This window comes from Arenibacter sp. F20364 (genome assembly GCF_023015905.1).
Lineage (GTDB): Bacteria > Bacteroidota > Bacteroidia > Flavobacteriales > Flavobacteriaceae > Arenibacter.
On record NZ_JALKBD010000010.1, the window covers coordinates 99,223 to 124,069 of the forward strand.

A 24,847-nucleotide genomic window follows, 5' to 3' on the forward strand; every position below is an offset into this window, starting at 1 on the left:
ATGTGGGGATTTTCTTAATTAAGTGTACCATAATGACTTAGGTCATTGCAAAAGCCTTAAGGTTGGAATAATTTGCTGCCAATGGACCACGAATGTCCATATTAACACTAATTGATAATTTAAATTTAACGATCATGAAAAAAATTCTTTTTGGTTTATTAGCTTTTGGACTAACCACTCAAGCCTTTTCTCAAATTATACCAACGGTAGAGTTATCGGAGGTAACGGTGTATGCCACCAACTACAAGTATCTTAACGATATCAATACTGGAGAGTTGGCCTCTATACCAGTGAAGCTTTTACAGGAAAAGGTGGCTACCTATGATATTAAAAGCTCCGAATATTATCAGGATGATTATGACCTTTACAACATTACTTTTTTTATTCCTGAGGGTAAAATTCTTGCCGCCTATGACGGGGAAGGCAAGTTATTGCGCACAACTGAAAAGTTTAAGGATATTAACCTGCCTACTTCGGTAAAAGAATCAGTTTTGGAACGTTTCCCCGAATGGACTATTACGAAAGACATTTATTTGGTTTCCTTTACCGATGCCCATGGTGCTAAGAAAACTTATAAGCTAAAATTGCAGAACGGTGATAAAACCTTGAGGGTGAAGCTGGATGAAAAAGGTCAATTTCTTTAGGATTTTTAATAGGCCCATCTTTTGATAAAGAAGGTGTAGGACCTCGTACTCTATAAAAGTGAATGGACATCCTTAAGACGGCTATTAAAATACCTGTCTTAGGGATGTCCTTTTTCTATGGTGTTTTTTATAATTCCTGTAAGCAGTAGATATTTGGGGGCATCGGCGTTGGGTCGGCTCGGTAATCTAATATCAGGAGAGTTCCTAATGAAATAAAGACACAGTTTCTGCCAGAACCCTTTGGGTTTTATAGAGAAGAACTAAACGATAACCACTTTTATGACTTTTCTCATATTCTTTAAGATTTAATTCCCTTTATTTTGAGCTATCCTATTTTATATTATCTATGAGGAATTTTATATGGTCCGCTTGTCTATTTCTATTGATATCCTGTGGAGGCAGTCAAGAAAAGATATTTCCCACTAAAATCCATCTAACAGAATCGGTTTATGCTTCCGTAACCGTACAGCCGGATAGTCTTTATCAGGCTTACGCTCCGGTAGCAGGTATTTTGGACCGTAATTTATTGGACGAAGGGGATTTGGTACGGAAGGGAACACCAATGATACAGATAGTGAACAGTACCCCAAAACTTAATACCGAGAATGCCCGTTTGGCCCTGCAATTGGCCCAGGCAAATTATAATGGCAGTTCGGCGGTTTTGAGGTCATTGGAAGATGAGATCCAATCGGCAACCTTATCCTTTAAAAACGATTCCATGAATTATTTAAGACAAAAGCGGCTTTGGGATCAAAATATTGGCTCAAAAGTGGAGTTTGAGAACCGTAAGTTGGCTTATCAAATTTCTGGGAATAATTTAAAGCAACTTAAAAAGAAGTATGTCCAGACCAAGAACGAACTTTCTACCCAAGTTCAACAAGCGCTTAACAATTACAATACCTCGAAGCTTACGACCCAGGATTTTACCGTTAGTAGTAAAATCGAAGGTAAGCTTTACGCCTTGTACAAAAATCCTGGAGAAATCGTCAATACCATGGAGCCTTTGGCATCAGTGGGCAGTGATTCGGATTTTATTATTGAATTATTGATCGATGAGGTCGATATTGTAAAACTAAATTTGGGTCAAAAGGCGCTTATTACTTTGGATGCCTATGGGGATGAGGTATTTAGCGCCAAAGTCAGTAAGATTTACCCCAAAAAGGATGAGCGTTCACAGACCTTCAAGGCAGAGGCTATTTTTAATAATCCTCCTAAAGCGCTTTACCCCGGTTTGGCGGGGGAGGCCAATATTCTAATTTCAGAAAAGGATAGCGTCTTGACCATTCCCAAGGAATATCTGTTGGAGGGTAATAAAGTGAACACCCCTGAGGGTCTTGTTGAGGTTGTTCCCGGGCTGCAAAATTTAGACCGTGTCGAAATCCTGAACGGGATCAATGAGACCACGGAAATTTTAAAACCGGCGGAATGATCAATTGGAAGGTCATATTGAACATTGCCAAAACCCATCTGCTCACGAAGATGAAATCTACGGTCACGGCCTCACTAGGAGTTACCTTTGGTATAGGGGCCTATATTACCTTGGTGAGTTTTATGACAGGGCTTAATGAAATGTTGGATAGCCTTATTTTAAACCAAACGCCACATATCCATATGTATAATGAGATAGAGCCCTCTGAAAAACAGCCCATTGCCCTATACCAGGAATTTGAGGACGCTTTTAATGTAGTGAACTCTGTCAAGCCCAAGCAAAGTCAGAAGAAGATCCATAATGGTCTGCCCATCTTGAGTTATTTAAAAAAGGACAAGAAGGTTTATGGTGCAACACCCCAACTACGGGCGCAGATCTTTTATCTTTCGGGATCTATAGAATTGGGAGGGAACTTGGTTGGGGTAGATATTATGGAGGAGGCAAGACTCTCTAATATTGATGATTATATAGTGGAGGGAACAGCACAGGATCTAAAAAACAGTGAAAACGGAATACTTTTGGGAGCTGGCCTTGCCAAAAAAATGTCGCTTAAGAAGGGTGATCGTGTACAGATCAGCACCATAAAGGGAGATGTTTTTCCCTTAAAAATCGTAGGTATATACCAAAGTGGAATAGCGGATATAGATAATATTCAGAGTTATGCCAATTTAAAAACGGTGCAACGTATTTTAGGGGAGGCCCAGAATTACGTTACCGATATCAATGTAAAGTTGTACGATATAAGCGAAGCCTCGACCATGGCCGTAAGCTTGGGAAAACAGTTCCAAGTAAAGGCCACCAGCATAAACGAGGCCAATGCCCAATTTGAAACGGGATCCAATATCCGAAACCTTATTACATATGCCGTGTCCATTACTTTATTGATTGTAGCTGGCTTCGGAATCTATAATATTCTCAACATGCTTATTTATGAGAAAATGAAGGATATTGCCATTTTAAAAGCTACCGGATTCTCTGGCAATGATGTGCAGCTTATATTTATGAGCCAGGCGATGATCATTGGCGCAGTGGGAGGAATTCTTGGGCTTATTGTGGGGTTTGTTCTTTCTAAACTAATAGATAATGTGGCTTTCGAAACCGAGGCGTTACCAACTATAACCACCTATCCCATAAACTATAATATATGGTACTATATCATTGGTATTTCCTTTGCCCTGATTTCGACCTTCGTTGCTGGTTGGTTGCCTTCCAACAAAGCAAAGCGAATAGACCCTGTACGTATTATTAGGGGAACTTAACCTAGAAAAATGGAGTTCGTTTTAGAAACAAAGAATATCAACAAATACTTTGAAAAGCCAGTGAAATTTCATGTGCTCAAAGATATTTCTATCGGTATAAAAAAAGGGGAATTTGCCTCTATCATGGGCAAATCAGGATCTGGAAAGTCTACCCTCTTGTATATTCTGTCTACCATGGATACGGATTATACTGGAGAGTTATACCTTAACAATGAATTGGTTACGGGTCAAAAACATCAGCAACTGTCCCAAATACGCAATAAGAATATAGGTTTTGTATTCCAGTTCCATTATTTGTTGTCCGAGTTTAGCGTTTTGGAAAATGTAATGTTGCCCGCTAAAAAGTTGGCAGAGAAATCTTTGGCAGAAATAGAGCACGATGCCATGGAGAAGCTAAAAATGTTGAATATAGAAAAGTTGGCCCATCAACGTGCCTCGAGGATTTCGGGCGGGGAAAAACAACGGGTGGCCATCGCGAGGGCTTTAATAAATAATCCATCTATTCTTATGGGCGATGAACCTACCGGGAACTTGGATAGCCACAATTCGGAAAACGTCTTCGGAATTTTTAAACGGCTTAAGGAGGAGGAAGGCCTATCCCTTTTGATAGTAACCCATGATGAAGACTTTGCAAAACGTACCGATCGCATCATCCAAATGGAGGACGGGCGTATTTTGGATTAAACGTTTATTAGTTGAAAGCTGTAGTGAATTAGTTTAGCTTTATCTAAAATCCTTGGGACGGGGATGTTCCCAAGGGGTGCGATAATCCCTTTGCAAAAGTGCTGTTGCCTCTGCATCATTTACTACCACAATATTCTTAGGGTCATAGATCAAAGGTCTTCCCACGGCCATGGCCATATTGGCCAAAATGCAACTTGCTGTGGAAACATGGCCTTCCCGGATATCCGCAATGGGTAAAGTTCCCTTATCAATGGCAGCAAGGAAGTCCAACATATGCAAGCGTGTTGCGGGAGCGGCATTTAATTCAATATCCTTTTCCGTAAGGTCCTCTGGATATTTTTCTTTTTCATAAATAACGTCCATATGAATCTTTTTCCCATCCCCGTGAGGAACAAAGTCATATCTCATAGTGCTGCCGGACAATGTGCCTTTCTCTCCATAAAGTTTAAAGGACCAAGGGTAATCCGGATCCGCAGGGGTACCCCAACTTCTATGCTGCCATACACAGTTGAGTTCTTCATATTCAAAGATGGCGGTTTGGGTATCCGCAATATTGGATTTCCCGTCTTTTTGTACATATATTCCTCCAGTTGAACTTATTCTATTTGGCCAATCGAGCGCTAGCATCCACCTAACGGTATCCAACATATGTACACACATATCTCCCATAATGCCGTTGCCGTATTCCATAAAGGTACGCCACCAACGTCTGTGGGGAATCCCGTCATAAGGTCTTAGGGGCGCAGGCCCGGTCCATAGTTCATAATCCAAAAAATCAGGAACAGCTTCCACGGGAGGATTGCCATTGGCCCTCATATGGTAGTAACAACACATTTCCACATGGGAAACTTTGCCCAATAGGCCGGCATCTACTATGTTTTTTTTGGCGTCAATAAGATGAGGGGTACTCTTGCGCTGGGTGCCTACTTGAACTACCCTGTTATATTTTCTGGCTGCGGCCACCATAGCTTCACCCTCAATCACATCAACACTTATAGGCTTTTGTACATACACATGGGCACCAGCTTTTAAAGCCTCTATGGCTTGTAGGGCATGCCAATGATCCGGGGTTCCAATGAGTACAATATCTAAATCTCTTTCGGCGAGCATTTTTCTATAATCCTTGTACATCCTTGGTGTTTTTCCGGATGTTTGTCTTAACCGTATTAGGTTTGCTGCTTCCTTAAGTAGGTTGTCGTCCACATCACAAATGGATACTACATTCACTTTGGTCACCTGCATTAGCCTAAAAAGATCACTTTTTCCGTACCAACCCGTACCGATTAGTCCAACCCGTAGCGGTTTATCCCGATAAATGAGTTCCATACCATAGGATCCAAAAGAGGAAAGGGCCAGTGACGCTGCCGCGCCTTTTAAAAAGTGTCTTCTGTTGATGTTAAAAGTCTTGGTGTGCATGCTTTGAGGTTAATTTGATCGGTTTATATTTTGGCACCCAAAAAATACGAAATAACTTAACTTCTTTTGGTAATTTTTCTAAAATATCTAAAGTTTGCTGCAATATCTTGATCTAATCTTAAATTTTTTGTAGATTTTTTATCTGTTTCATTATATTTTCCATTACCTCAATTTGAATTTGCTGAATATTCAAAAGTTATTGTTGCCATGAATTATAGCATGGTCCAATTTCCCATTTAGAAAGGGAACTCCAATTCGGCTTATGAATTATCCATGAATTCCTGTTGGTCCTGAAAAAATAAAGGAGCTTTCCAAGGGCTTGGGAATTCCAGTTGATTTCGTGTTTATAGGTTCTCCAAAGAATAAATTTCCCTATAAAATTCAAGAATTGGGCGATGTAGGACTAATCATTGAGGGGATTGGATATTTGCTTCAAAAGTTATGGCAATTTTAGCGGTCGTTTTTTACTGTTTTTCGTAAATTTATATAAGACCTAGGAAATTTAAATGCTTACCAAATTATGGATGGTTTTGCCAATTAGTTATTATCAAAATATAAATTTTAATTATGAGTATAATTTCAGAAAATGTAATTCCAGGAAATCATGGAAAGGTTTTTGGGACAAACGCCAAGGAAGCTAATGATTTAAAGAGAATTGAGGAAAACTTATTGAAAATTGAGGGTGTAAAGAATATTATTTTCAAAGACGAATACCCTGTGGAATTTACGGTCCATACGACCAAAATGGTTGAAATAAAAGATATTGAAAAGATGGTTAAGGGTCTGGGGTTTAACGCTATTCCCAAGGGGCTGTTTGCCTTATGATTAAGGAATAAAATATATTTTACTCGATAATCGACATTTTAACCTGCCTACCGCAGGCAGGCGCTCCGACGCTTGCCTGCCCGTATCCTATGGTTAAAACAAATTTTTACTGATAAATTTTTTCTATAGTTCAGGATATATACCCCATTGTATTGACATATGGTGTACTCTGCCTACTACGGCGAATGCCCTGGCCAATAATTTGTTTCTTATGACATTCAGTGTACTCATTTTGTTCTTGCCCTGTTCCACCCTTCTTTCATAATACGTCTTCATTTCCGGGTTACACTGAATTGCAGAACTGGCGCATAAATTTAACAATGTCTTGCCCTCTTTATTGGCCAGATGGCTTACTTTGGTCCTTCCCTTAATACTTGTTCCCGAACGATAAGGGAAAGGCGCTATTCCACAATAGGAGGCAAATTTTCTCCAGGTCTTGAAAGCGGTGAACCCAACGGTGTAAACGATCAAAAAGCGCGCCGTGACCTCTGAGATACCTTTGATGCTTGTCAAGAGCCGTTGTAGGTTTTTCAGTTCGGGATCTTGCCCGATAATCCGGTCCAGTTCTTTTTCTATAGTGGATATCTGCACATCAAGGGTAGCGATAAGTTCTTGCTGTACCCGTAGCAAAACCTTTTGCATCCCTTGGCCCAATATTCTTTCTTGCTCCCCCAAAGTAGTGATGTGGCCTGCCCGTTGTGCGACCAATTTCCTGCGCATGGACATCAGGCGCTTCATGCTTTCCAGTGATTCCCCGGGCATCTTATAAATCTTTACCTCTTCCCGTACACGATACCCGTAGAGGGCGATCCTCTTGGCGTCCACCCTGTCTTCTTTTCCACGTGCTATTCCCAAGGAGCGTTTTATCTCCAGGCCGGGCACTACATGGAACAGGTAGCCGTTGCCGCCAAGATACTGGATCAGCTGATGGGTGTACAACCCTGTGTACTCAAAAACGAACAAAAGCTTTTCTTTCCTTACACCACTTGTGTCCAAAGCCCAGGCTACCATTATTCCAATATCCGCAAGGGTATTGTCGAAAACCTCTTCTTCCCCACGATTGTGAAGACAACAATCCAGTGTTAATTTACTGGCATCGATCCCTATAACTTCTTTTATTTCCATAATTTTATATTGTTTTAAAATGGTTGCTTAGACTAAGACCTTTAAAAGTCAAGACTAAAATCCTATATGGTCCTGGCAACCGGTTAGAAGAACGGGGACTGATACGGGCGATGGGCCATTAACCTATTCCGTCACGAAAGTTCACCCCGTTCTTTTTTGTTTTACATTAAAGTTATGAACATTTTTATAAGTTATGAGTCTCCCCCGACCCCCCTCTTTTCACCATCATCATAATAGATTATATTTATAATACAAATCTAAAGGTATCCGTTCAGGCGGGCTTGCCCCGAGGTATTTTACTCTTTATTAAGGGGCTGTTTCGATTTAACCGAAACTTCTGTCTCAACGCTGTGCAATTCATAATCTACATATAGTTTTATAACGGCTGCTACGGACCAAGCTTGGTGAATGCATCCTTTTCCCTCTTTTGGATCGGTCCCGTTAAAAATCTCAGAAATACAATGGATACCATTGTGGAAATAGAAATGCTTTTTTAATGGTTCCAATTCGGCGAGGACCTTCTTTTTATTCTTCAAGGAAGATCCATATATTTTGAAGTAGGACTGAAAGTATTCGTGCAGAAGAAAAGGCCATGCAGTACCTTGATGATAAGCATGGTCCCGAGACCATTGGTTGCCTTCATAATTCGGTTTATATTCAGGACTATCGGGATCCAAGGTACGAAGACCGAATGGGGTATAGAGCTTATCTTCTACGGCCTCAAAAATAGATTTTTGTTGTTCAGGATCCAATACGGTGAAAGGCAGGCTTAGACAATATATTTGATTGGGACGTAAGGTATTGTCCTGTGAGAGCCCTGGTAAGATAACGTCGAAGAGTGTTCCTTGCGGGTTGGTGAAAAATTTGGTGAAATTGGATTCGAACTTGGCAATTAAATTTAAATAATCGATTTCAATTTCAACTTTAAGAATCTGACAGAAGTGCTCGTAAATTTTAAGGGCATTGTACCAAAGTGCATTCACCTCCACCGGGCAGCCTATCCTAGGGGTTATTACCTTTCCGCCAACTATAGCGTCCATCCATGTTAGTTGAACAGCGCATTCGCCCCCAAAAATAAATCCTTCCTCAGTAATGTGAATATTGTAGCGGGCACCAGATATATGCTGATCCAAGATATTCCTTAATATTTCGATATGGTTTTTTAGAAATGGAGTATCCTTGAACTTTTGATGGTAATCATAGCTGGCCACAAAAAGCCAGAGGGTGGCGTCCATAGTGTTATAATGAACGGGATCTTTGGAGTTATCCGGAAATCGGTCCGGTATCATCCCCTGATCCACACTTTTATAAAAAGTGTCCAAAATGGATTTGGATAGTGCTTTTTTGCCAGTGGCAATGGTCAATCCACGCATAGCGATCATGGTATCGCGTCCCCAATCCGTAAACCAGTGATAGCCTGCAATTATGGACATGCTATCGGTAGATTTTCTTTTGACCAAAAATTGTTCGCCAGATGTTAATAGGTCTTTGAAAAAACCTTTTGGCCATTTTTCATTGTTCAATGTTGGTTTATTGCTACCAACAGATAGGATTTTTTTTATTCCTTTATGTACGATATCCTGATCAATGGTAAAGTACAGCATAAGATCTTCCCCAGGCTGCAGTTCATGTACAAGATAGCCTATTCTGTAGTAGTCGCATTCGGAACCTAGGCCACGGGCTTTACCCTTGGAAAGAATAATATTTTTGAACCAACAACGAGCTTCAAAATAATTTCCTGCTGTCCACCCTGTATAAACTGGAATGCTCCCGTATTCTGGAAATGTTTTTAAGTAATGGTCATTGAACTCTGTAAAGAAATTATAATCTGAAGTTTCATGGAAAGTGGTGTGAAAGTCGTTGTAAGCATACAATGGGTGTAATTCCAAAACCAAAGGCTTTTTGCCATTGTTGGTATAGGTTAACACCGTTGTATTGGATCCTGGCACCATTTGAACATTTTTGCGCAACTCCCAATTACTATCGGAAAATTGCCAGGTAGGAGTGGGGTCAATATCAAAATCCTTCAAGTAATGACCTCCATCGGGAAAAACGACTTTGGGATATTGGTTAGTGGAAATGTTATGATATTGGCCATCTATTAGCACGCGTTCCTCGATTTTTGCCACCACAACCGTGCGATCTGTTGGGGGTTCAAGTGCAGCGACCAAAAGACCATGATACTGTCTCGTATTGGCACCATTGACGGCACCTGAGGCATAACCGCCAAGTCCGTTGGTAACCAACCATTCCTTTTTAAATAAGTTTTCCAAAATTACAGCTATATTTCTTCCATTAAATTTACAACCAAAGCGGTCCATCCGGTTTGATGTGAGGCCCCAACACCTCTACCACTATCTCCATGAAAATATTCATAAAATAAGATCAGGTCCTTAAAATGGGGGTCTTGGTATTTTGCTTCATGTAACTGGTGAATGGGTCTATTACCGTTCGCATCTTTTTCAAAAAGTAGTATCAATCTCTTGCCTATTTCATTACTAATATCCTTTAAATTTATCATATTCCCATTACCTGTGGGATAAGAAAACTTTAATTTATTCCCAAAATAGCTATGATACTCCCTAAGGGAATTAATAAATAAATAGTTCATAGGCATCCAAATAGGCCCTCTCCAATTGGAGTTTCCTCCGAAAAGTCCTGTGGTAGATTCTGCTGGTTCGTAATTTATACTGTATGTTTTTCCATCTATGTGGATGGTATATGGATTTTCATGTATCTTGGATAGCGACCTAATACCAAACTGGGAAAGAAACTCCTTTTCGTTCAAGACAGTGCCTATTAATTTTTTTAAACGTTCTTTGGGTACCAATGACAATAGTACATCATGGTCTGGGGAGTATTCCTCCATCACCTGATATTTCGCGTTCTCTATACGATGTCTTCGAAACCATTCCATACTCCGTCTAAACCTGGGAAGTTTGTCCAAATGCTCTTTTTTGATATTCAACACAGCGGTTAGGGAAAGTAATCCGGAAATAGAGCGCACTTTAATAGGAACGGAATCCCCATGGGGGAGTATCAACTTATCATAGAAAAAGCCTTCGCTTTCATCCCATGTACCATTATAATCTTGACTTATATTGTTCAAGGCTTCGGCTATAAAGACAAAATGGCCAAAATATTTCATGGTCATATCTTCAAAAGATGGATCTTCCAAAGCTATTTCCAAAGCCATTTCCAACATGTTCAGACAATAGAGGGCCATCCAAGAGGTTCCATCTACCTGCTCCAAGACACCGCCTCCTGGAATATCGCGACTACGATCAAAAACTCCAATATTGTCCAGCCCTAAAAATCCCCCTTCAAAAACATTGTTCTCAAGACTGTCCTCCCTGTTTACCCACCACGTAAAATTAAGGGCCAATTTGTTGAACATCCGCTTTAAAAAGAGAAGGTCACCTTTGCCGCTCCTTTTTTTCTCCATTTGATAAACCTGGAGGGAGGCCCATGCTTGCACTGGTGGATTAACATCGCTGAAATTCCATTCGTAGGCAGGAATCTGTCCATTGGGCGCCATGTACCACTCTTTGGTAAATAACAATAGTTGATCCTTGGCGAAACTGGGATCCACCAAGGCCAAGCTAACACAATGGAATGCCGTATCCCAGGCTGCGAACCAGGGATATTCCCATTTGTCCGGCATAGAAAGTATATCGTGGTTCCTCAAGGTCTTCCATTCCTTGTTTCTACCGTAAAAGCGACTTTGTGGTGGGGGCATTTCCTTGTGGTCTCCATTCAACCACCTTTCCACTTCGTAATTGTAATATTGCTTCGACCATAGCAGTCCGGCAATAGCCTGCTTCTGTATTTCTTTGGCTTCTTTGGAGGCCGTATTAAATATACTATCAAGAAATTCTTGGGATTCTTGGACTCTTTTTGAAAAGGTAGTGTCGAAACTCTTATCAAACGGTGCTTCCAAAGAAGAGGCGGTTAACCTCAGTTTAATTGTTTTGGTTTCTCCAGCCTTCAGCTTCATCTGGTACAAGGGCGCAAATTTGGTGCCTTGTTCATTTTTGGAAATTATTGAATAATTGTTGTTCACAACGGAATTGTGAAAAAGATCTTTTTTATAGGGATGATCGTTGGGTTGGGCGTAGACCTTTTCCATATTGGTCTCGTTCTCGGTAAATAACAGTCGGGATGGCTCTTCAAAATACAGCTTGTAATTGCCTACATAAACATGATCAACAGAGACAAAGGTCTGATTTTTATGAATTTGTTTCTTTATAAGGGGCTTTTCGGGCATGCCTACAAAACTCCAAAGATTCCTGGTCCAAAGGGTGGGCAGTACATGTATGGGGGCGGGTTTTGAATTCCTGTTACTAACAGATATTTTTATGAGTAAATCTTCATTGTCCGCTTTAGCGTATTCCGTTAGGACATCAAAATATTCATTGTTGTCGAAGATGCCGGTATCCAAAAGCTGGTACTCCAATTCGTACTTTCCCCTCTTGCTGTTTTCCTCGACCAATTGGAGGTATGGAAATTCATTTTGAGGATATTTGTAAAGATGCTTCATATAGGAATGGGTAGGAGTATTTTCCAAATAGTAGTAAAGCTCCTTAACATCCTCACCATGGTTGCCTTGCGGTCCGGTTAAGCCAAAAAGTCGCTCCTTTAGAATACTATCTTTGCCATTCCATAAGGAGATACCAAAGCATATATTACAATACCGGTCGGATATTCCGGCAATTCCATCTTCGCCCCATCTATAGGCTCTACTCCGGGAATCGTCGTGCGAAAAATAATTCCAGGCGTCTCCATCCGGACTGTAATCTTCCCGGACAGTACCCCATTGACGTTCACTCAGATATGGACCCCATTTAAGCCAATCTTTGGATTTGGATCGAGAATCGTCCAATCTCTTTTGTTCTTTAGGTGCTGTTTTTTTTGTCATTTAATTATTATCACATGGAAAAGGTAATGCTGATCACCGATGTTATGTTCGTTTAAAGCCTTCAAATTTTACAATTAAAGATAGTATATGTTTAACACATTTTTAACCTGCCAATGGTTTAATTAATAACTCGGATGGCATTTTTTTTGTTGCTAAAAATGAATAAACAGAGGTTTAATTTAAATTTTTTAAGATGAAAAAATTTGTATTTACCCTTTTGTTGGGGATGTTGTTAACTGGATGCCAAGCACAGGTAGACAACAGTAATGCTAAGGATGATTTGGCAGGAAAACATTCCGACAGTCTTACTGCCGATAAACCTAAGATAAGCTGGAAAGTAGATAAGAAATACGACGAGGCTGGTAATGTTATAGGCTATGACTCTATTTATTCCTATTACTATGACAATTTAAAGAACTTGCCAAAGGACATGAATTTGGACAGTATTATGGGGTCGTTTAAGTTTTTTTCGCGTGATGATTTATCCTCTTTTATGGAAGACCATAATTTTGGACAGTTTATGGATGTGGATTCCCTTATGAACGGTCACCATTATTTTGATGACTTCTTTGAAAGACAACGCAGCAATGGTTTTTCCGATATGCGAGAGTTGTTCCGGCATATGGATTCCCTTCAAAATATGATGATGGAAAGACACCGAAATTTTAAGCCTGATGCTAGTGAAGAAAAGTCTAAATTATAGGAAGTTGTCAATTTTCAGACATTTGGTAAATGAGGCTTATTTTGTGATGCTGAGTAAATTTAATGCCCTAATTTTGGAATAACATAGAATATTTAACATAATTGATGCTATTCTGTAAAAATGTACATTGTACGTTTCCAAATAAATCTCTATCTTGAGCACCCTAAGGTGTCTTCAATATTTTGTAATGAGACATTACTTGTAATTTTTAACTTTAACGTGAAAAACTAAACAAACAAATATTACCATGACCAATATTAAGAATAGTAGAAGAGATTTTGTTAAGAGCAGTGCTCTAGTAACCGGAGCAATGATTTTACCTACCATGCAGATGAATGCTATGGTAAATGTAGCGAACGATAAAAAATTAAAGATAGCCTTGATTGGTTGCGGTGGTCGTGGTACAGGTGCGGCACAACAGGCTTTGAAAGCGGATTCTAATGTGGAATTGGTGGCTATGGCCGATGCTTTTGAGGATAGACTTCAGGGAAGCTTAATGAATCTGCAAAAGGAATTTAAGGACAGTAAAAAGGTAAATGTACCTAAGGCTAATCAGTTTGTTGGTTTTGATGGTGCAGAAAAGGCAATAGAATTGGCAGATGTAGTTATTTTGGCTACTCCTCCTGGTTTTAGACCACAGCATTTTGAATATGCCGTCAATTCTGGTAAGCATGTTTTTATGGAAAAACCGGTTGCTACGGATATTCCTGGAGTAAGGAAGGTATTGGCAGCGGCACAGGTTGCAAAGGATAAGAAGTTAAATGTGGTTGTAGGACTTCAGAGACATTACCAAGACAATTACTTAGCGGGTCTACAACATATAAAGGATAATAAAATTGGAAAAATTGTTTCCGGTCAGGTATACTGGAACAGTGGCGGAGTTTGGGTAAGGGAAAGACAGCCCGGGCAATCCGAATTGGAATACCAGATGCGTAATTGGTACTATTTTAATTGGTTGTGCGGAGACCATATTTTGGAACAGCACATTCATAATATTGATGTTGCCAACTGGTTTATTGGAGAGTATCCTATTTCTGCACAAGGGTTTGGCGGTAGACAGGTAAGAACAGGAAAGGATCATGGCGAAATTTTTGATCATCACTTTGTAGAATACACGTATCCAAGTGGAGCTGTAATCGCCAGTCAGTGTCGCCATATGCCAGAAACCATGAGTAGGGTAGCAGAAACTTTCCAAGGCACCAAAGGTACTATAGAAACTTATGGGGATAATACTTTTATAAAGGATTACAATGGAGGTGAAATATTTACACATCGTGGTAAAGATGATCCAAACCCGTATCAAGTAGAACATATAAAACTGTTTGAATCCATTAGAAATAAAGGAGTAATCTCTGATGCTGAGAACGGAGCTTTCAGCACTATGAGTGCCATTATAGGTAGAATGGCCACCTATTCAGGTCAAGTAATCAAATGGGAAGAGGCAATGGCTTCCAATATAGATCTTGCTCCTGATAATTTGACTTGGGATTCTCCGGCACCCGTACAACCTAATGCAGATGGAACTTATAACATTCCAACTCCGGGCAAGACTGTGGTCATCTAGGCTTTGATATGATATTTAAAAATCCCAAACTTTCTTAGTTTATAGAAAGTTTGGGATTTTTTTGTTGGTCCATTTGGCGTTAATAGAAATAGGTATTATGCCTAAATGTTGTGTTTAGGCTAAAATTGTGATTACGATCAATTGTCTTTTTTTTTATTATTGATTCCATTTATAGTGGAGAATCGATTAAAACTTATGTTGAAATTCTTCTTTCATTTTACTCAAGTGATTTCTATTGTTTTTAATAGGTTTTCGTGAATCTGCGATTTCTTTGCTGTCCAATGAAACCGACGCAGAAGGTTCATGAATACCTTATTCCAAAATAGACAGACAATGAATAAAACGAAACAAACCTGCCTCGCCGGCAGGCGGGAGAAAAGACCCTTCTTCACTATGTGGGCTCTAAAATCTCGGGATTTTAAGGACCGATGTCACGGCCTAAATTATTTCCAAGGCTTCAATAATGCTTTACGGCCCTGACATCTCCACTACGGAAGAAGACCGACCACACCATAGACTTTGCAGACAATGTTCACGGTATTCTATAAATGAAAATGACTTAAGGCGTCAAATGGTAACGAACAGAGAAACGGCCTATTTTCAATTTACTTAAGTGGTTATTGTTGTTTTTTATAGGTTTTCGTGAATCTTCGATTTCGTATTAAATCAAGTGGTTTCCACATTGGGCGGGGGTAGCCCTGTCTTCCGCCAGGCAGGCTTCCAAAGAGCATTTCACCCAAGACCCTGCCCCCGTTGCAGCTGGCTCCTTACAACCAAGGTACACTACACCTTAGTTTTTCGGCCCTGGTCGTTTTTTATTTATCGGCTGGTCTATTGATTTTTATTGGTATTCATGAATGTTACGCATTTGGGCGATTCAAAAAATGAACAGGACACAAATTCTGGGATAGTTCATTCTATCTTTTTCTGATTCATGCACAACTTTTGGGATAAATCCAGAACTACCGAGTTAATTTAATCAAGGTTAATTTCCAATATTCGCTTGTTAACGGTTTTGGCCCTAATATTCTTAAGTATCTTTTTTCTATTGTTTTTCACATCGTGGATTACAATGGTATATTTTTCTTTATCGAATACTTTGGGGGCAAAGGTGTTGGCTGCCATACGAATGGAATAAACTAGCTGATTATTATTATCGAAAATTGAAATAACTGGTTTGCTTGTATCAACAATCTTTATGGTAGGCAACCAGGCTACAGCCTTTTTACCATAATTGTCTTCTTGTTTTATAGTGATAGGCCATCCGGGAAATTGTTCAATTGTACCCTTGCTAGGGTCGGCATATCTGGGCCAACAGGCTGTGGTTATGGTTCTTTCTTTTTTGTTGAAGGTTACCAGGCCATAACCGGTTGCCCTATTGTGTATAATGGCCGGCTCAATCCCGGTATCGAAAGGATTGCCCACAGCATGTACCGATAGTTTATTGCCAAATCCGTCCACATGGTCGCCCACATAGGCCGGGTTTTCATAGGTATGTTGCGCATGGTCCACCTGTGGCCAGAATCTTCTGGGCCAAATATTGTTCAATGCCGGACCGGCAAAGGCGTAACCACTGTCTCCATGTTGAACGGTACCGTATTGGATAAAACTTCCCAGATGCTGGTCCCCGGCAATATGAAATGCAAAGCATTTTCTGATAGCCTCAACGGCCTTATCCCTTTCGTTTGCTGGCCAGCCGTTGGAATCCATATCCACGGTAGGGACATCCCCAAGTACGTATTCCCCTTTTTTAGGAATAGGTAAGGAGGGAACCACGTCATCATTTAGAGCTGTTTTGGGCAAGGTGGCCACAGTGGCAAAATTGGTCTGCGACAGCACTACTTTTATTTCGGCCCCATTGTTCCAATCCTGGGACCAGCGATCAATAAAATCGTGCTGCCGCTTTCCTAAAAGCACTGCATCCAAATCCCGGTATTTTTTTATGTCGAAATCTTGGTTTTGTATCCATCCGTTTCTTACCTGTGCCTCTGGTGGTAGAACATGCTTGGGGGCGGATTTGAATTTTCGATCCTCCAGGATGGCAAAACTAATGCCTCCATAATTCCAGTGCGTGTAGTAGACCCCTATGTTCTGTTGTACAGGGGTAGGGTCGAAGGGGTCTGGCAAATGACTGGTCTGCGTAAATTGTACCATGTTCACCCATTCGGCGGGCATTTTGTAGCCTCCGGAATCTTGGGCCAACATGCCATGGCCTTCACTGGTATCGGCCTTTTTTCCGCTCTCGCCCCAAACATTACCGTGATACACGTCATGGTCATCCGGGATTATGGCGCAGGGTTTATGTCTAAAGAGTTCGCGGTAAGACCAACCGAACATCATCCATTTGCGCAGATAGTCCAGACAAAGGTCATCCAAGTCTCCAGTACGTTGCGCCCCATAACCACCAGTGCCTTCGTAAAATTGGTCACCTAGGAAAAGAATGACGTCCGGGTTTAATTTGGCTACATTTTCATGAACGTCGTTGTCGGGAAACCCGTAATGAAAATTACAGCTAAATACGGCTGCGGAAACGGATTCCTTATCCATAGGTTCCTGGGCTATGGTTCCGTCATAGGTGTATTGGTGGGTTTCATTTTTTAAGGGAATTTCAACCAAAATACGGTAAGGTATATCCGATTGGGCATTCCAATTTTTAACTTTAAAGTTGATGGCCCTTCCCATATGTTCAATTTTGGTGCTTATATTGGTCTTCCAAAAACCTTTTTCTTTAAATTGTAAGATTACTGAATGATCCTTAATTTCTTCAATGGGGGCTAACTGTGCAGTTAATTTCAACTTTTTGTTATGAAGGGTGTATTGGGCAAAGCAAATGGGGCCGTATAATTGGTCTTTGTTTGAAATAAGATTATCTGCAGTTATATTCCAGTTGGAAAAGCCGGCCAAAGGTTGGGAGGCATGGCTCTTGTCCGTTTTTATATCGGCCAGTATGGCAAAATTCCCTATTAGGTTTTTACCATCGACATATATATCTTCTTGGGTATGGATCAAGGTGTTTGTTATCGGCTCCAGAACAACAACCTTCAATCGGTATTTATCATTGTAAGGCTTTAAATGCACTTCCAAACGAAAGGTTTCAGGTATTTTATTTAGGCCGGTGTCAAAGAGCTGACCGCTTACCTGTAGCTTACCGTTGGGGTTAAGACCAATATCAAAACCTTTGCCAAAGACGGCCGCCGATCGGTAATCATCAAAAGGACCACTACATCCCAATTGCATACCTAGGCATCCCTCATCGGTATTGGCAATACTCTTGTTCAATAGGGTTATATCCACACTAACTTCCAATGGGGTTAAGGAATCTGTTTTTTGAACCGTCAATAATTGAAGATTTCTATTTACTCCGCTTATTGTACAAACGGCCATCCCATCTTTTAGTCGCCAATCCTGGAGTCGGTTTCCCCAATATTCGGGACCTACCCATTTCATATCGGGCCAATTATGCCAATTGCTTTTAAACTGTATGTCTTCAAGTAATTTATCTTGGCCTATGGTCCCAAGGGGAAATGCCGAAGCGGAAAAACTGGGCAATAGGGTTCCCAGTGCTATGGTCTTTATATATTTTCTTCTGTTCATATATCGAGATTTATACTATGGTTGTATTAACGGATAATTATCGTTGTATTGGTAAAGCTGTCGTTTTTTCCATTCTGCTCCTTCCAAAAATAGGGGATGGGGGAGGGAAACATCCCAATTTCCTAATTTTTCCAAGAGGGCTCTCGTGATATCCAAGCTGTCAAGGGCTATATTGTGCTGCTCAGAAATATCAGAAGGAAGGTGAAACAAAAGTGGCAGTCGATCTGGAAGCCGAATCAATTTATAGTCTCCTTCCCTTATGGCCGCACTTATGGTAAAGCGCCACAAGAGATTGTCATGGGGTATTTGCTTGCTACCTTTCATAAGATAAGGCATTAGATCGGTACCGCTAAAAGGGTATTCTTTTACATTTCCAGCTGCCAAAGCCAAAAAGGTTGGGACGAAGTCGAGTGATGAAACCATATGGGAGTAGGTTTCTCCAGAGCGTAGGGTTTCGGGCCAATTTAATATAAATGGTACATGTACTCCACCTTCCAACAAGGTGCCTTTTTTACCGTTGTACGGGGAGTTGATGGAACCGTTATCAATAGGTCCTCCATTGTCACTTATAAAAACAACAAGAGTATTTTTGTCCAAACGATGTTCTTTAATAGCAGCTAATATCCTGCCCACATTAACGTCAAGCCGATGCACCATTGCCGCGTACGTCCGTCTTTTATTATCCTTTATATGGTCGTATAATGCCAAATCGGCCCTGGTGGCCTGCATAGGTGTGTGGGGGGCATTAAAGGAGGCAAAAAGAAGGAACGGCTCTTTTTTATGACGTTTTATAAAATCGACACATTCATCACCCTTGTCGTCTGTGATATAGGTGATAGGCTGTGGGGTCTTGTAATTGCATTCAATGGGGGCCATGTATCCCTTTGCTTCCGGATTGGAAGTGAAGTAATCGTGACCACCCCCACGATAGCCCCAAAATTCATCGAATCCTCTTTTTAGGGGATGAAATTGATCTTCATAGCCCAAATGCCATTTCCCGATAATGCCACTTATGTAGCCCAAAGGTTTTAGATGATCGGCTATGGTTTTTTGTGTTAGGGGCAAACCTAAAAACTGGGGATCAAAACCTGGTTGGTTGTTGGCCAGATTGTTGTCGTGACCAAATTCTACTTGATTGATACCGGTTAAAAAACCAGCTCGTGATGGACTGCAAACGGCAGAGGAAACGTAGCCTTGTGTACAAAAAATCCCCGTATTGGCCAGGTTATCAATGTTAGGAGTCTTTATTTGCGTACTTCCGGTAAAGCCTAAATCCCCATAGCCCAGGTCATCGGCAACTATAAATACAATATTGGGCCTATCTTGTGTTGTCCTGACCTGAGCATCGCTTTTTTGTAAAAATAGTGTAAATGGAATTAGAGCAATCAGAATACGGAAAGTGAATTTCATGGCTGACGTTTAGACGTGACAAGTGGACATTTTATTGGAACAAAGATTTGTCTTGTAAGGTTGAATTATTAAAAAGGCCTTATTGTTGTGGCGATATAACTTTCTACTATTTTCAAAAATACTTAAAAAGGGATGCTGGTTATTTTTAACCGGGCATCCCAAATTTAAACTAATTATAGTAACTCAAAAGATTATTCTTATTCCCATCCAGGGTTCTGTTCCAGTTGGGGGTTTAGCACTATTTGGTCTGAAGGTATAGGTTCCAAATAATAATGTTCGGGAACCCCTGGAGGAACTCCAAAAGGAGACACATAACCTTCTGCAGTTCCTCCTTGGACAGGTAAATTATTGCCGTAATCGGCATTAACAACCCATCTTCCAAGTTTTTCCTCTGCACCATATTCTATGAGCTTTTTCCAACGCTTAATATCGAATACCCTTCCCAAGGCCTCTCCTAGGAATTCTATACCTCGTTCGCGCCTTATTTCCCATAGCGCAGGCGCTATGTCTTCATCCCTTGTATGGTCATTTGGAATACTTGCCAAGTTTAAGGGTGCTACGGCTCCTCTGGTTCTTAATTTATTAATGGTAGCATCCGCTACTTCTTGGGTAAATTGCCCTAGTTCATACATGGCCTCAGCATGATTTAAAAACACCTCTCCCATTCTAAAAATTGGAGCATCGTGGGAATCCCTATTTTGCAGCCTACTTATTTTATTCGAAAATTTATAGAAGGCATACCCAGTATAGGTTACATTAAATCCATGTCCTTCATTAAATTTTCTAAAATGAGGGGAGGTTCTTACCACAAGACCCCTCCAGTTAATTGTAGGAAGTGTTTTATGGGTATCATCACTCAAAGTGGCCATTAAATCTATGTATTCCCTACTTTTGGGATCAGCATCATACTCCCAGGTAAGTTGGTTTTTTCCTCCTGTATCTACCCTAAAAGGAGGAGGGGTGTTAAAATACAACCGGTGGTCTCTGTTTCTGAACTCGTCATAGGCATCTTGTTCCCCATCAAATAAATCACTTGTATGGATCGTCTCACCGTCCAAGCAAAGATATTGGTCCACCGCTTTTTTAGTAAGGTCCCTGTGACCTATGGAACTTCTGTTGTAATGGGACCATCTACCGTTTTGTACTCCAAACTCATAAGCCTTGTACAACAAAATTCCTTCAACGCCATTTAGGGTCTCACTATTAAATACCTCGTCATAACTGGAGTGAAGATTGGGATGTTCGGCAATTAGCTGACCACTGGCATCAACGCTAGCCTGTAAGTATCGGGTTTCATCACCAAGACCGTGATATTTCCTCCAAGTACCTTCGTACAAACCAAATCTTGAAATTAGGGCACGAACAACATCCGTATTTATAGTATTGGGTCCACTACCTTCAGGATTAATGATGTTTTCAGCCTCCAAGAGATCATTCAATACAAATTGTGTCAATTCATTTCTACTGGTTTTAGGACCATATAGGATATCTTCGTCCACTTCGGTAAGGGATTTGTCTACCCATGGCACCTCTCCATAATTGGCGATCAACTGTACGTATTCATAAGCTCTGAAAAAAAGTCCGACACCTTTCCAGTGTTGTTTCTCTCCGTCTGTTAACTCGCTACCGTCAATATTGTCCAACATTAGGTTGGCGCGACGTATGTTCACAAATGCATTGTTCCAGAGACTTGAGGAAGAGGGCACGGTCTTTCTTTGCCATAAAAGGGCATCCCCTTGGGTTCCGGCGTTGTTCACCAATAGGTCACTTCCCATTTCCCTATTTATAGGAGTTAAATCCCAATACCCAGGAAAGGCATTGGCGTACATGGACCATGCATAGGTTTCAAAGTTGCTATTGGTGGTGAAGGTTGTAGTAACGGTCAACTGGTCTTTTGGAAGTTTTTCCAATATTTCATCTGAACACGAAGTCCCTAGCGTGACTAGAAGGACTATAATAATATTATATATTTTTTTCATCTCTCTACAATTAAAAAGTTAAATTAAGGCCTATGGAATAGCTCGTGATATAGGGATAGATTCCACCACTACCTTGAGTGGCCAATTCAGTATTGATACCGTCTGGGTAATCGTTAAAACTGAATAAATTCTCACCTGCTACATATAATCTTAGTTTATCTATACCGTTCTTTTTTAACATTTCGGTAGGAAGGGAATAGCCAAGGGTCAAGTTTTTTATTCTTAAATATGCCCCATTTAGGAGATACTTGGTCTGAGTGCTTCTACTGATGCCGTAGTTAACACCGCCCAAGGGGTAGTTTCTTGGAAAATAAGCATCCCTGTTATTAGGTGTCCAATAATCCAATTGGGATTTATAAACTACCGAAAATTCGTCCGTGTAAGGGAATCGTACCCTGTTGTTTAGGTAGATATCCCTTTTTCCTACCCCATTGGCCAAGAACGAGAAGTCGAAGTTTTTATAATTAAAGTTACCAAAAAATCCATATTGATATCTTCTGGTGGAATTACCAATAATGCTTCTATCCCCTGGGTCATCTAAAGTGTTGTTACCATCATTGATAATTCCATCCCCATTTTGATCTACATATTTAATATCTCCTGGGTTTTGGTTACGACCCTCCCAGAATGGGACGCCATCCTTTAATGTACCTCCGGTGAGGTAATTTGGACTATTGGGATCTTCGTTCAATGTTCCAGGTTCAAAATCGTCTACTGTGTAGTAACCATCTGTGGTATAACCCCAAATTTCACCCAACTCTCGGCCTGGATAGTATTGGCTTAAAAGGCCGGCGGGGTTGTCAAATTTGGTGATTTTGGATTGATAATCATATAATGTGGCGCCTATGTTATAGCTAAACTCCCCTATTTTATCGTTCCAGGAGATACCTAATTCCCATCCTTTGGACTCTAGATCGGCCACGTTTTCCAATGGGGCATCTGCACCCAATATGCCTGGTAGTTCTGCTCCAGGGGCCAACATATCCAAGGTCTTTCTTTTAAACCAATCAAAGGAAGTGGAAAGTCTATTCTTAAAAAATGCCGCATCAAAACCAAGGTTTAAGGTTTGAACTGTTTCCCATGTGAAAGAGCTACTGACTAGGTTGGGAAGCAATAAAGTTGAGTAGCGCGTACCGGTTTCTTCGTTTAACCAGTTGGTAGAGCCGGTAGTTCCGTAATCTGTTATACCAAGTCCAGGAACGGCAGGGTAGAGGGAAGTTGTGTTTTGGTTTCCTATCTCTCCCCATGACCCCCTAAGCTTTAGGCTGGATAAAAAGCCTATGGATTCCATAAAGGATTCCCTGCCTAGATGCCAACCTCCCGAGAAGGATGGAAAGAATCCGAATCTGTTGCCTTCCGGAAAACGCGAGGAGCCATCATATCTACCGCTCACTTCCAAGAAATACTTTTCTGCATAATTGTAGTTGAGCCTTCCGAAATAACCTAATACCGCCCATTCACCGTACGAGTCGTCTGTAGACTGTGCACCGGTTGCACCGGAAAGGGAGGGAAGATCAACATTGATAAGGTTGTTTCGTTGGGCATCAAATGATTCAAAACTACTTTCTTCACTGTTTACACCAGCAAGTACACTAAAGTTGTGCTTGCCTATACCCTTATCATATTTACCGTAAAAGTTTAGTGCATTGTAATTGGTCTGAGTATTTTCTTTTCGGAAAAAAGTGTTCACAGGATCTACAGCGTTTAAAACAAATCTTTCTGGGTTAACGGTCAGGATTTGATTGTCACTGGTTGTTCTTGTTAAATTTTTCTTTTCAAAAGTATATTCCCCGATCAAGTTAAGACCATCGGCAACATTATAATTCAGTTTTTGAAAGAACCTAATGTTGTCGTTCAGAATTTTCGGAGCAACTTTTAACAATTCCCTATTGGCTGGGGTATCATAGGGTACCTCAGTGCCATCTTCAAATACATGGTTGCCACTGGCGGGGGTATAGGGGTTGAAACTTATGGAATTACTATAGCTTCCAAGTGGTGTTCTTCTGGTACTGTTACGATAGATAATATTGGTAGTAGATGTTAACTTTGAAGTAAGCTTGCTGGTTACCGAAGCATTTACATTGTACTTTTTAAAGCTATCGTTCCTGGTTATAATAATACCGTCCTCATCACTGAAACCTGCGGAAATTCTATAACTAGTTTTCTCGCCACCTCCACTAAAATTAAAGTTGTGTATTTGCGTAAATCCGAGTTCGTTTATCCATTCCCCTATTAAATCTGTATCTGCCAATGGATATCTCAGTCCGTTGAATTCAGCATAGCCCAAGGGATAGGTTGCTGGATTGTCTTTGTATTCTTCCAAAAAGCCTACCCATGTTGGAATATCCTGCCCAGTCCAAAAAGGATTGGTACCCCAGTCATTAATGGCATTAATAAATTCGTAGGTGGAGGCTTTATCAGGAATGTCCTCAGGATACAAGAAGCTAAATGTGGACGAGTAATTGAATTTAATGGGCTGGTCTGTTGCCGGAGTTTTAGTAGTAATTAAAATTACACCAAATGCGGCCCTAGCGCCATAAATAGACGTTGCCGAGGCATCCTTTAAAACAGTTATGGATTCCACGTCTTGTGGGTTGATATCCTCAACGGAAACAGGCACGTTGTTCAAAAGGATTAATGGGCTTCCACCATTAATTGAAGTTGTCCCCCTTATGTTAATACCTAGTCCTGAGGCCCCGGGCTGTCCGGAATTAGTGGTGATCTGTAGCCCTGGAATGGTTCCTTGAACGGCTTCAATAGCGTTGGTTACGGGTCGGTTGGCCAGCACATCCTCCATATTTACCGAACCCGTTGCTCCCGTTACATTAGCCTTTTTTTGTGTCCCAAAACCTACTACAACGACTTCCTCCAATAAAGCCGCATCTTCTTCTAGTTTGGCATTAATGGTACTATTGTCATTTACCTGGATTTCTTGGGATAGGTACCCTAGATAAGAAAATATTAATACATCCCCTTTGGATGTATTAATACTGTAGTTGCCGTCAAAGTCCGCTACGACTCCCTTGGAAGTACCTTTTATCGTAATTGAAGCCCCTGACAAGGGAACGTCTGCCAAATCTGTCACCATTCCTTTAACTTCCATTTCCTGAGCTTGTATTGCACAACTGAGGAACAACATGAGTAGGAAGAATCCTTTTGTAATTATTTTTTTCATTGATTTAGTTTAAATTAATAATCGGTTGATGTTAAAGTTTGAAAAATTCTTTTCGAGCTTTTTTTGTTTATGCCTCTGTTCATATTCTTTTGTAGTTTACTATTGTTCTTGTATCGGCTACT

Annotated in this window: 15 protein-coding genes; 7 read left to right on the forward strand and 8 right to left on the reverse strand. The window is 40.6% G+C overall.

From position 1 onward, the window contains the following. Positions 1-134: 134 nt before the first annotated feature. The 4 genes from MWU84_RS10345 (at position 135) to MWU84_RS10360 (ending at position 4,016) form a co-directional block, all read left to right on the forward strand. Positions 135-644: a nicotinate-nucleotide adenylyltransferase gene (locus MWU84_RS10345; RefSeq protein ID WP_246901353.1), complete on the forward strand. Its 510-nt coding sequence runs from the start codon at positions 135-137 to the stop codon at positions 642-644. 346 nt (positions 645-990) lie between these two features. Beyond that, positions 991-2,073, forward strand: a complete 1,083-nt coding sequence (locus MWU84_RS10350; RefSeq protein WP_246901355.1) for an efflux RND transporter periplasmic adaptor subunit — start codon at positions 991-993, stop codon at positions 2,071-2,073. Beyond that, positions 2,070-3,332, forward strand: a complete 1,263-nt coding sequence (locus MWU84_RS10355; protein ID WP_246901358.1) for an FtsX-like permease family protein — start codon at positions 2,070-2,072, stop codon at positions 3,330-3,332. Before MWU84_RS10350 ends, MWU84_RS10355 begins: the two co-directional genes overlap by 4 nt. Before the next feature lie 9 nt (positions 3,333-3,341). After that, a complete protein-coding gene (locus tag MWU84_RS10360; protein ID WP_246901361.1) occupies positions 3,342-4,016 on the forward strand; it encodes an ABC transporter ATP-binding protein in 675 nt (224 codons plus the stop codon). Between the two features lie 39 nt (positions 4,017-4,055). Here MWU84_RS10360 and MWU84_RS10365 read toward each other — a convergent pair whose 3' ends face one another. Beyond that, on the reverse strand, positions 4,056-5,432 hold the full coding sequence (locus tag MWU84_RS10365; RefSeq protein ID WP_246901363.1) for a Gfo/Idh/MocA family oxidoreductase: 1,377 nt from the start codon (positions 5,430-5,432) through the stop codon (positions 4,056-4,058). A 567-nt stretch (positions 5,433-5,999) separates the two neighbouring features. Here MWU84_RS10365 and MWU84_RS10370 point away from each other — a divergent pair. Then, complete coding sequence (locus MWU84_RS10370; RefSeq protein WP_246901366.1) at positions 6,000-6,257, forward strand: heavy-metal-associated domain-containing protein; 258 nt, start codon at positions 6,000-6,002, stop codon at positions 6,255-6,257. Positions 6,258-6,380: 123 nt separating this feature from the next. Here the strand turns inward: MWU84_RS10370 and MWU84_RS10375 are convergent, their stop codons facing one another. From MWU84_RS10375 to MWU84_RS10385, 3 genes are all read right to left on the reverse strand, one after another. After that, positions 6,381-7,382, reverse strand: coding sequence for an IS110 family transposase (locus MWU84_RS10375; protein ID WP_246901369.1), 1,002 nt, complete (start codon positions 7,380-7,382; stop codon positions 6,381-6,383). Positions 7,383-7,678: 296 nt separating this feature from the next. Continuing rightward, positions 7,679-9,655 carry an amylo-alpha-1,6-glucosidase gene (locus MWU84_RS10380; protein WP_246901372.1) on the reverse strand — a complete coding sequence of 659 codons (1,977 nt, stop codon included), beginning with the start codon at positions 9,653-9,655 and terminating at the stop codon, positions 7,679-7,681. An 8-nt stretch (positions 9,656-9,663) separates the two neighbouring features. After that, complete coding sequence (locus MWU84_RS10385; RefSeq protein ID WP_246901374.1) at positions 9,664-12,300, reverse strand: glucosidase; 2,637 nt, start codon at positions 12,298-12,300, stop codon at positions 9,664-9,666. 193 nt (positions 12,301-12,493) lie between these two features. Between MWU84_RS10385 and MWU84_RS10390 the strand changes: the two genes are divergently transcribed. Together MWU84_RS10390 and MWU84_RS10395 are read left to right on the forward strand one after the other, a co-directional pair. Then, a complete protein-coding gene (locus MWU84_RS10390; RefSeq protein WP_246901376.1) occupies positions 12,494-13,003 on the forward strand; it encodes a hypothetical protein in 510 nt (169 codons plus the stop codon). Positions 13,004-13,250: 247 nt separating this feature from the next. After that, positions 13,251-14,567: a Gfo/Idh/MocA family oxidoreductase gene (locus tag MWU84_RS10395; RefSeq protein ID WP_246901378.1), complete on the forward strand. Its 1,317-nt coding sequence runs from the start codon at positions 13,251-13,253 to the stop codon at positions 14,565-14,567. A 975-nt stretch (positions 14,568-15,542) separates the two neighbouring features. Here the strand turns inward: MWU84_RS10395 and MWU84_RS10400 are convergent. The 4 genes from MWU84_RS10400 to MWU84_RS10415 form a co-directional block, all read right to left on the reverse strand. Then, a complete protein-coding gene (locus MWU84_RS10400; RefSeq protein WP_246901380.1) occupies positions 15,543-18,161 on the reverse strand; it encodes an alkaline phosphatase D family protein in 2,619 nt (872 codons plus the stop codon). 15 nt (positions 18,162-18,176) lie between these two features. Then, on the reverse strand, positions 18,177-19,571 hold the full coding sequence (locus tag MWU84_RS10405; RefSeq protein ID WP_246901381.1) for a sulfatase-like hydrolase/transferase: 1,395 nt from the start codon (positions 19,569-19,571) through the stop codon (positions 18,177-18,179). Between the two features lie 197 nt (positions 19,572-19,768). Next, entirely contained in the window at positions 19,769-21,550 is a 1,782-nt protein-coding gene (locus MWU84_RS10410) for a RagB/SusD family nutrient uptake outer membrane protein (RefSeq protein ID WP_246901382.1), read from the reverse strand. Positions 21,551-21,560: 10 nt separating this feature from the next. Continuing rightward, entirely contained in the window at positions 21,561-24,725 is a 3,165-nt protein-coding gene (locus MWU84_RS10415; protein ID WP_246901383.1) for a TonB-dependent receptor, read from the reverse strand. Positions 24,726-24,847 lie beyond the last annotated feature (122 nt).